The sequence below is a fragment of the Hymenobacter sp. YC55 genome, from assembly GCF_029433095.1.
Classification (GTDB): Bacteria; Bacteroidota; Bacteroidia; order Cytophagales; family Hymenobacteraceae; genus Hymenobacter.
The window spans coordinates 112,427-120,479 of the sequence record NZ_JARNTX010000010.1 but is presented as its reverse complement, the minus strand read 5'-3'; the positions used below and the strand labels follow the sequence as shown (position 1 = coordinate 120,479).

Sequence of the window (8,053 nt, the reverse complement as noted above, 5' to 3'; positions counted from 1 at the left end):
CCCTTCCTTCGTGCTTTTTGTTCCCAAAACACACCTTAATAAACTAATTTTCAGTGATATACGGCGCCTATAATAGGTAGTAATAGGTTAACTAATAAAAAGAACAACCGGTTAAGGGTTGCTTTTTTATTGATTTCAGTGAAAGTACTTGGTTACTGAGGGGAATTCTGTAGTCAGAACTATCGCAGTAAATGCGTTTAAGAGCACCCTTCGTGCTTTCTGTTCCCCTCAGTTAAATCGAAAACGAGTTTAGGGAACAAAAAGCACGAAGGCATAATGGCTCTCTTTGGCAGCGGGGAACAAAAAGCACGAAGGCTTTAAGCAAGGCAGTTAAGAGCGAGGGAACAAAAAGCACGAAGATTATGGCAAAGCCTAAAGAATTCGAGGGAACAAAAAGCACGAATGGCGGGAAGAAATAGTGCAATTTATTATTACCTGATACAGGCGAATCTCCTCTCTTGTTAGGAGTAAGCCAAGCAGATGAACAAGGGCAGGTGAGACAAGTGATAAAAGAGAAATAGACTCGCACTAGTATGTAGAGTTTAACACTCAAATGCGCTCCTTCCCTATCCTCTTAGGTTATATAGTTGTGCTATCTGTTGAAAGACAAATTGTAGATGCGTTGTCTGTCTTTTTGCAGCAAGTCTCATTCGTACGGACCACAGTAGGAAATTTGGATGACTGTAGTCAGAGCGGGTTTGCTTACCTCAAGGATTCATTGGCTTTGTGTCTTGTCACCGTCAAGTTCTTAATCGTGGTCAGCAAGTTTTTTGTTGAGTTAACCCGAAAGGAGACTAGTAGCAAAATAGAGAACGATTGTAAGAGTGAAATACTCCTTTTACAGCGGTGAATTAGATAGCAACAAATGTTTCCTTCAGGATTATTGACATCATCTGTGGCTTTTCTTATGGGTTGCTTACACAACTAAACTCATTGAAATAACTAAACATAGGTGGTAATTTACACCTAGTTGTAGGTTAAAAAATAGGTTGTAAATAAGGTTTATTTCTAGGTGTAAAATATTGGTTGGAGTTAGTCAGATATAAGGTTGTATTATGTCAAATTTAGGTTGACAGCAACACCTAGAATTTAGTGTGTTTAATAGCTTATAGACGGAATTAATGCGAATGAATGAATTGATTCAAGGTGTAATATTAAGTGCATAACCACACTTAGTATTACACCTTAAATTAAACCTTTGATATAATGTGTAATTACACCTATAATTGCATCCATAAGGATATAGTATTTACACCTAATAATTAATACGCTTTAGCGTGCTCTAAAAGGTTTAATATAAGGTGCGATTCTAAACCTAATATTGCACCTATATATAGATTAATTTAATGTTATTTTACACCCTTTTTCACACCTTAAACACAAGCCTAAATACATGATAATAACGGTAGGAGGGATCAAAGGGGGGACCGGCAAGTCCACCATATCTACCAATCTTGCAGTATGGCTCTCTCGCCAAGGGCACGATGTCCTCTTGGTAGATGCGGACGAACAAGAGAGCTCATCTGACTTTACAGCGTGGAGAGGGGAGACTCGGGCCGGGGACCTTGGGTATACGCTGGTGCAGCTTACAGGCTCGTTAGTACGGCGGCAAGTGGAGCTACTTAAACCTAAGTACAGTCACATCATCATCGACACTGGAGGACGTGATACATCGAGCCAGCGAGCGGCTTTGTTTGTTTCCGATTTGTACTTGTTGCCCTTCGCACCTCGCTCATACGAAATCTGGACATTATCAAAAGTCTTAGCGTTGCTGGCCGAAGTGCAAGATGTGCGGACAGTGCCTTTACAGACCTACTCCTTTTTAAACAAGGCCGACACGCGAGGTATCGACAATGCAGAAGCCATGGAGGTATTAAGAGAAAACGAAGAGCTGAACTTTGTAGATTTTCCGGTGGTCAACCGCAAGGCATTTGCCACAGCGGCAAGCAAAGGCTTGTCTGTATTTGAATACTCGCCAGTGGACGAGAAGGCAGTTGCTGAACTAGATGTTTTATTTCGTCATATCACCAAGTAACATGGCTATATCCAAACCCCCTGTTCGCAAGTCTCCAGCAGTTGCTGTTCCAGCTTCGCCTGCGCCTGATGAAAAAAAGATAGAGGCAGTAATTAATAGAGGAAGTTCTCAACTGTCAACCGAGGCAGAGTCGGTAACGATTAAGAACTTCAACATCAAGCTCACATCTGCGACTTTAAAGATGATTGATGAGTTGCGAGCTAAGCGTCCCCGCAAACCAACCAGCCCTAAGCTAGGTATCTCTACGCAGGATTGGCTTTTAGAAGCAATAAATGAGAAGATTGTGCGTGAGCAAAAGAAGTATAAAACAGGTTCATAACTACACCTGTATTTAGGTGTAATCTATGCGTTGTAGATAAATGCTAAACTGAACTTGCAAACCTAGAATTACACCTGCTTTCACACTAATAATTTAGTGTGAAAGCAGGTGTAATTCTAGGTTTATATAAGATAGATATATTGCTGATAATAACAATATTGATTTATAGGCATTAGCCATGCAGTGACATAGTTGCTAAATATATAAATGCAGTATCCCGATGGAAATATGCTGTTTAGCATGCACGCAGTTTTTCCAATACTCAGCTGAGCATGACGACTGTGCGTTACCTTAAATGGGGCTAATAGCTGGTGATGATTAACGCTATGCCTGAAGGCTCCTGTATTAAGAGCCTTCTATTAGATACGCGCTTGCTTTGCTGATAATCCCTTTGCTTAACTGAGTAGCCGCTCTAACAGGCCAAGTGCACGCTCGGTAGAAGTGTATTGTGCACTAGCACTCGGCGATGGGAAAGGCGGGGGAGTGTTCAGTTCCTGTTGAATCTGGACGAACTGATGGCGTTGCGGTGGTGGATAAGAGGCGAGCTGAGTAGGTGGCAATTGCTGATAGTAACGCAATAACTCACGCCGGATAGCGTAGAGAACAGATAAGCCGTTGCTTGATTCATAGCTCGCCTCCAGCTCTGCGCGCAGTTGCTGAAGACGGGTGGAGATACTCTGGTTCATGGGGGCAGAATGAGGCCTTCCATACGGTCGGGGTAAGACGCAGGTTTCCATCAGCCTACTTTCTTGTTGCGTGCTTTTTGTTCCCGCTGTTTTCTTTATAAGCATCTAGCTATGCGCCTAATACGAGCTTGTCAATCCTTTAGCATTCTGCTATTGGTCTAACATAGCCTGTCCCTTTCTCTGAGATCATCAGCAAATAAACTTGCTTGGAATAGTTATATAAATATTAGCTGCCAATTTATCCTAACTCACATACCACTCGCTTGTAAAAGGCGTCACTCTATCGAGTAGAGGATTAGAAATTAACAGAAGACAGGTATATCAGTTAGTCTTGTACTTATATAGTACAAAATATCTTGCTTATTCCCTCAAGAGGTTGTTTGTCTCACACGGTATATTTTAGTATATCTGTGCTTATCAGATTTATGCTAAAATGTACTTGATTTGTTACTGCTATTACTTTTATACCTAGTTTGTGAGAAGCAACTCGATTCTACTTTCTTTACTGAATGACGTTTTTGTCATTTTATAAACGGTCGTTTGTAAAATGACAAAAGGCCGTGTAGTTTGCTTTCGTGAAACAATACGTTGCTTATTATCGGGTCAGCACAGCCAAGCAGGGTAGTTCGGGCTTGGGGTTGGAAGCCCAGCAGTACGCAGTGGCGCAGTACTTGCGTGACACGCATCAATTGCTGGCGAATTTTACGGAAGTGGAAAGCGGCAAGAGGAATGAGCGGCCACAATTGCAAGCTGCCATTGCCTGTGCTCGCCAAGCTGGGGCTACCTTGCTGATTGCTAAACTAGACCGGCTCAGTCGTAATGCAGGGTTTATTTTTGCTTTGCGCGACAGTGGGGTGGATTTTGTGTGCTGCGATATGCCCGACGCGAATACGCTCACTGTAGGAATTTTTGCTGTGCTGGCTCAACACGAACGGGAGCTTATTAGCAAACGAACCAAGGATGCACTGCATGCCCTAAAGCAGCGCGGGGTACAACTTGGGACGCCAACTAATTTAACAACTTCAGCCATTCGCAAAGGACAGACGGTGCGCGCACAAAATGCGCGCGACAACAAGGAAAATCGCCAAGCCATGCGGCTAGCGGTGCTTCTGCGCGAACAAGGGTATCTGCTACAACAGATAGCCGATGAACTCAACCACGGTGACTATCGCACACGTCGGGGTAAGCACTTTGATCCGACGGCTGTACGGCGCCTGCTCCAGCGGCATACAACAGGCTCGTAGCATAATCAGCATTGATTAGCGATATACGACGCCAGAATTATGTAATGGCGCACACAAGAAGGTAGCTGCAATAAATAACTGCCTAGGTAGAAAGAAAATAAATTTGCATTTCTGAAAAAGGCTCACCTACATTTGCAACATCAATTCTTTCCAATAAAGTAAAGGATTGTTTTTATACAGAGGCGCGGAGAGACAGGCTCTATGAACCGCCGACAACCCCCGGAACATCCGGAACGGTGCCAAGTCCTGACCATATAAAAACAACAACGCCGTGAGCACCTTCACCAGCTTTGCCGTCCCATCTGTCACCCGCGCTGCCTTACAGCATGGTTGTTGTGGCTTTACGCGTCTCAGCGTCTGTATGCAGATGATGAGCATGAGCTGCTAAGGACCGGGTACTCCCTTTATTCCTTCTTGTTTGCTCTGGTAACGGAAAGCAGTAGCGCGCCCATCCGTTACGTCGCACTAGGGCCTCATTGTGCCCTTACCACGCTGGCCTGCTTATTCTAACCGCGGGCAGATGCAGGGGCCGCATGCATTCATGTGCTTCTTTCTTGGTAGCGTATCGGTCAGTGATTCTGACAGATACAGTTAACTGGCGCGCAAGCCTGGCTCATGTAATACGCCTGTATGCGGCCTTGCCACGCAGCTAAATCAGCCTGATTGAACCAGGAAAGCGCGCCGCTGGATGACGGCGAGCAAAGCACCTTCCACTTGTCACTACTCTTCTCTTTTATATGAAAATATCTACCCTTGGGGCAGTGCCTATAGCTTTGGTGAGCTTTGCCTCCACAGGCTTTGCCCAAACGGCTCCTACGCAAACGGTAACCGGCACTATCGTCGATGCTGCAGACCGCAGCCCATTACCGGGCGTAACGGTGGTCGTGAAAGGCACGACAGTGGGCGCTTCTACAGACCCGAATGGCCAGTTTTCGCTGAGTTTGCCAGCCGGCAGCAACACGCTGGTAGTAAGTGCAGTCGGCTATGTAGGTCAGAGCGTAACGGTGACTTCGGGCACAGTGCGGATTGCGCTAAAATCTGATGTCAAGCAATTGTCGGAGGTGGTGGTGACGGGCTACAGCGAGCAGAACCGCAAAACCTTGACCAGTGCTATTAGCTCGGTGAAGGGCGACGAACTACGTGATATTCCGGCGGCCAGCCCCGATCAGCTCTTGCAGGGCAAAGCACCCGGTGTGCAAGTGTCGGCTAACTCGGGCGTGCCGGGTGGGGGCGTGTTTATCCGGATTCGGGGCAGCAACTCCGTTAACGCCAGCAACGACCCGCTTTACGTGGTGGACGGCGTGTTTATCAACAACACCAACTTGATTGCCACCGGCCTCGGCAACCAGGTAGCTTCCAATCCACTTGCCGATCTGAACCCGCAGGACATCGAGAGCATCGAGGTACTGAAAGACGCCAACGCCACCGCTATTTACGGCTCGCGCGGGGCCAACGGCGTGGTACTTATTCGCACCAAGCGCGGCAAAGCCGGCGACAAAACCCGTATCACGTTCAACACCTATCAGGCCCTTTCGAAAGCACCGAAAGAATACAAGTTGGTGACCGGGCCAGAGCTGGCGACGCTGGAAAACGAGCGATTTCTCAACGATGGCGGCAACCCCGCTCTATTGCCCTACCGTTCGGTAGCCTCTGGTGGGCGGGGGCTGCCGGAAGAGCAGCAAACCTACGACCGATTGAGCGACGTGTTTCGTACGGCCCAGACCCAGAGCTACGAGCTATCGGCAGCTGGCGGCTCCGAGAAAACCCAATTCTACATCGGGGCGGGCTATTTCAAGCAGGAAGCCATTGCCCGGCCTACCGACTTCGACCGGTTTAGCTTGCGCGTGAACCTCGACAACTCGGTGAATGACAAGTTGCGCATCGGTACCAGTACGGCCCTGACCCGCACCCACCGCAACGTGAGCAGCAACGACAACAATCCGGTGGGGGTCATCAATTCGGCTCTGTTTCCGCGCACCAACCTACCGGTATACAACCCCGACGGCTCGTATGCTAAGTATGGCTCGTTCGACAACCATCAGGCCCTAATTGATAACCTCAATAACGACGCAGTAGGCACCCGCGGCATTTCAAACGTGTACGGGGAGTACCGCTTCCTGAAAAACCTGACGTTGCGCAGCAGTTGGAGCATCGACTTCAACGAGATGTACGAAAACAACTTCAACAACACGTTGATCTTGGCCGGTCAGCCGCGTGGCACGGCTACTTCCTACCTCTCGCGCGACATCACGCTGCTCAACGAGCAAACGCTGAACTACAACGTCGACTTCGGTGCTGACCACTCTTTGCAGGCGTTGGTGGGGAATACCATACAGAAAAACACGTTCCAACGCACCTCGTTGTTTGGGCAGCAATTCCCAAGCAACGACCTCACCAGCATTGCTTCGGCTGCCACCCAAACGGGTACGTCGTCTCGCTCCGAGGCTGGGCTGCTGTCGTTTTTCGGTAAGGCCACTTACAGCTTCAAGCAGCGCTACACCGCCGACGTCAGCTTGCGGGCTGACGCTTCTTCGCGCTTCGGAAGTGACAAACGCTGGGGCTACTTCCCGGCGGTAGGAGTGGGCTGGCGCCTGGGCGAAGAGAATTTCATTAAAGACCTGAACGTGTTCCAAGAGCTGAAGCTGCGTGCCAGCGTTGGTAAGACCGGTAACCAAGCTGGTATCAGCGACTTCGCGGCGCTGGGGCTGGTGCAAGGTGGGGCCAACTACCTAGATCTGCCGGGTACGGCGCCTTTGCAGCTGGCCAACCCTAACTTAAGCTGGGAATCGACGCGGCAATGGAACGTGGGTGTGGACGTAGCCGTGCTGCAAAACCGGCTGCAACTCGAGCTTAACTACTACGACAAGTACACCTCGGGGCTGCTACTGAACGTACCGGTGCCGCGCAAAACCGGCTTTTTCTTTATATCAGAAAACTACGGGGCTGTGAGCAATAAGGGTGTGGAAGCACAGCTAACGGCTAACTGGCTGCCCAAGGGCGCGGTACAGTGGAGCACCACTTTCAATTTGGCCCGCAACGTGAACAAGATTCAGAAGCTGGCTGCCCCGATTACGGCGGGCTCGCGCGACATTTTCCGGCTGGAAGAAGGCGCGCCGCTGTACTCGTTCTGGCTTTACCACCAAACTGGCGTCAATCCTGAAAGCGGCGACGCTGAGTATGAGGACGTGAATGGCGACGGGCAACTCTCGGTGGCCGACCGCAAGCTGGTAGGCAACGCCTGGCCCGATTACTTCGGAGGCGTCAGCAATACCGTCAGCTATAAGGGCTTTGACTTTGGGTTCCTGCTGAATTTCGAGCAGGGGGCGAAAATCATGAACATGAACCGCTTCTTCCTGGTGCACGGTGGCACCCAAAGCAACATTGGCTACTTGCGCGAGCAACTCGACCGCTGGCAGCAGCCTGGCGACCAGACTGATATTCCGCGTCTAACTACCAATTCAGCCAGCAACAACTACGGTGGGGTGGTACAGAACCTAAGCGACCGGTACTTAGAAGATGGCTCGTTCCTGCGTTTGCGCACCCTCACGCTCGGCTATACGGTGCCCAAAGAAGTTGTTGAGCGCGCGCACCTGAACTCACTGCGCGTGTATGTGCAGGCTGCTAACCTGTTCACCATCACGCCTTACTCTGGTTTAGACCCCGAAATCAACTCGCAGAGCGGCGTGCAGAACAGCAAAAACATTGACTGGGCCACGGTGCCTCAACCCCGCACTTTCCAGGTGGGCCTAACCGTCGGACTCTAAGTATT

4 protein-coding genes and 1 riboswitch are annotated in these 8,053 nt (G+C 49.1%); all 4 genes read left to right on the top strand.

From position 1 onward, the window contains the following. Window positions 1–1,393: 1,393 nt before the first annotated feature. The 4 genes from P1X16_RS29995 (at window position 1,394) to P1X16_RS29980 (ending at window position 8,048) form a co-directional block, all read left to right on the top strand. Window positions 1,394–2,035, top strand: coding sequence for an AAA family ATPase (locus P1X16_RS29995; RefSeq protein WP_277236457.1), 642 nt, complete (start codon window positions 1,394–1,396; stop codon window positions 2,033–2,035). A 1-nt stretch (window position 2,036) separates the two neighbouring features. Then, window positions 2,037–2,354: a hypothetical protein gene (locus P1X16_RS29990; protein ID WP_277236456.1), complete on the top strand. Its 318-nt coding sequence runs from the start codon at window positions 2,037–2,039 to the stop codon at window positions 2,352–2,354. 1,261 nt (window positions 2,355–3,615) lie between these two features. Beyond that, window positions 3,616–4,284, top strand: coding sequence for a recombinase family protein (locus P1X16_RS29985; RefSeq protein ID WP_277236455.1), 669 nt, complete (start codon window positions 3,616–3,618; stop codon window positions 4,282–4,284). A gap of 169 nt (window positions 4,285–4,453) precedes the next feature. Beyond that, window positions 4,454–4,545, top strand: a riboswitch (SAM riboswitch). Window positions 4,546–5,021: 476 nt separating this feature from the next. After that, the gene (locus P1X16_RS29980) at window positions 5,022–8,048 is read left to right on the top strand and encodes a TonB-dependent receptor (RefSeq protein ID WP_277236454.1); all 3,027 of its coding nucleotides are present in this window, start codon (window positions 5,022–5,024) and stop codon (window positions 8,046–8,048) included. Window positions 8,049–8,053: the final 5 nt, after the last annotated feature.

Excerpts from the sequence above, each read along its gene's own strand:
- P1X16_RS29995 (WP_277236457.1), top strand. The coding sequence starts at position 1,394 with ATGATAATAACGGTAGGAGGGATCAAAGGGGGGACCGGCAAGTCCACC.
- P1X16_RS29990 (WP_277236456.1), top strand. The coding sequence starts at position 2,037 with ATGGCTATATCCAAACCCCCTGTTCGCAAGTCTCCAGCAGTTGCTGTT.
- P1X16_RS29980 (WP_277236454.1), top strand. The coding sequence starts at position 5,022 with ATGAAAATATCTACCCTTGGGGCAGTGCCTATAGCTTTGGTGAGCTTT.